The organism is Arthrobacter sp. Dra40 (genome assembly GCF_059091905.1).
In genome coordinates this window covers 1-1,575 of the sequence record NZ_JBNHHB010000470.1, presented here as the reverse complement: position 1 = coordinate 1,575, position 1,575 = coordinate 1, and the positions used below count along the sequence as shown (strand labels likewise).

Genomic DNA, 1,575 nt, shown 5'->3' with positions numbered 1-1,575 from the left:
GAATGGTCTAAAGTGGCAAAAGCCAGATGAAAAGCATGTAAACTAGTCTGCGTTGCCTTACTGGTTGGAGACCGGCAGGAACCGCTTGAGCGGGGCCCGTCGGGAGGAACAAGAGGGCACATGGTGGGTATAGCTCAGCTGGCAGAGCGCCTGGTTGTGGTCCAGGAGGTCGCGGGTTCAATCCCCGTTACTCACCCCGAAGGTCCGGCATAAGCCGGCAGGAAGAGCCGTCCCGCACGCCGGGACGGCTCTTTGCATGTCCCGCTGTAGGGGTAGCGTCCCCACAGCACCGTCGAGGCGGCGGTGCCCATGTGGGAAAAGCTTCATCCGGAATGAAGGAGAAAAATGAGTGTCCGCCCCGTCACCGTCACCGGAGAACCGGTGCTGCACCGCCGCGCCGTCGAGGTAGAGACCTTTGACGAGGAACTCCGGGCCTTGATAGCGGACATGTTCGAGACGATGGACGAAGCGAATGGGGTGGGCCTGGCTGCTCCGCAAGTAGGAGTCGGTCTGCGGATCTTCACCTACGAGTTTGCCAATGACGACGACGTCCCGCCGCGGGGCGTGCTGGTCAACCCGACGCTGGTGCTCGGCAAAGTCTCCGGTGCGGAACCCGACCCCGACGAGGAAAACGAGGGCTGCCTGTCCGTGCCGGGTCACAGCTACCCGCTGAAGCGGGCGGAGTGGGCCCGAGTCCGCGGTTTCGACGCGGACGGCACGCCGGTGGACTTTGAGGCAACGGGGTGGTTCGCCCGCGTGATGCAGCACGAATACGACCACCTGGACGGCAAGCTGTACATTGACCGGCTCAATGACCGGTGGAGCAAGCGCGCCCGCAAAAACATCAGGAAGGAAGGCTGGGGCGTCCCCGGCAACACCTGGCTGCCCGGAATCGATCCGGATCCGTTCGGCCACTGATCCTTATTCAGCTGTCGGTGAGGCCCGACCTGTGGTCTTTCTCGCAGCGGCGCAGGTCCTCAAGTGTAATGTCGCGCAGCCGTTTGAGCTCGGCGATGCGCTTCTCCGGCACGTTGCCGCGGGCGTATGCATCCTCCGCCGCATGCAGCAGCCGCTCGGCTTCCTTGTGATTGGCCTGTGCCTGTTCCCACCGCGTCATCTCTACCATGCGGCCATTGTAGGAACGCCATCCGGCTAAAGCCATAGCGGAGGGCCGGCGGCGTTTGCTGCCGCCGGCCCTCCGCCGTCGTGATTGCTGGGTAAGCCGCGTTAGACGGTTTCCGCCACCGGCTCCATCACGGCCGGGAAGATCTTCGGGTTGACCCCGGCGATCTCCTCCAGCACGCGGACCACTTGGCAGCTGTAACCGAACTCGTTGTCGTACCAGACGTAGAGCACGGCGTTCTTGCCATTGGCAATGGTCGCCAGACCGTCCACCACGCCGGCGCGGCGCGAACCGACAAAGTCGGTGGAGACGATTTCCGGCGAGTTGACGTAATCAATTTGCTTGCGCAGATCCGAGTTCAGCGACATGCCGCGCAGGTACTCGTTCAGGCCTTCCTTGGTGGCATCCTGCTCCAGGTTCAGGTTCAGAATGGCCATCGAAACGTCCGGGGT

Annotated in this window: 2 protein-coding genes, 1 tRNA gene and 1 pseudogene; 2 read left to right on the top strand and 2 right to left on the bottom strand. The window is 62.9% G+C overall.

The annotated features are described in order from the left end of the window. Positions 1 to 123: 123 nt before the first annotated feature. Positions 124 to 196: transfer RNA gene (locus AC5RWT_RS37295), tRNA-His, on the top strand. 149 nt (positions 197 to 345) lie between these two features. Continuing rightward, complete coding sequence (def, locus tag AC5RWT_RS37290) at positions 346 to 918, top strand: peptide deformylase (RefSeq protein WP_494084601.1); 573 nt, start codon at positions 346 to 348, stop codon at positions 916 to 918. Positions 919 to 925: 7 nt separating this feature from the next. Here def and AC5RWT_RS37285 read toward each other — a convergent pair whose 3' ends face one another. Both AC5RWT_RS37285 and AC5RWT_RS37280 read right to left on the bottom strand, forming a co-directional pair. After that, entirely contained in the window at positions 926 to 1,126 is a 201-nt protein-coding gene (locus tag AC5RWT_RS37285) for a hypothetical protein (RefSeq protein WP_494043550.1), read from the bottom strand. Between the two features lie 101 nt (positions 1,127 to 1,227). After that, positions 1,228 to 1,575, bottom strand: a pseudogene (locus AC5RWT_RS37280) (glyceraldehyde-3-phosphate dehydrogenase); the annotation flags it as partial.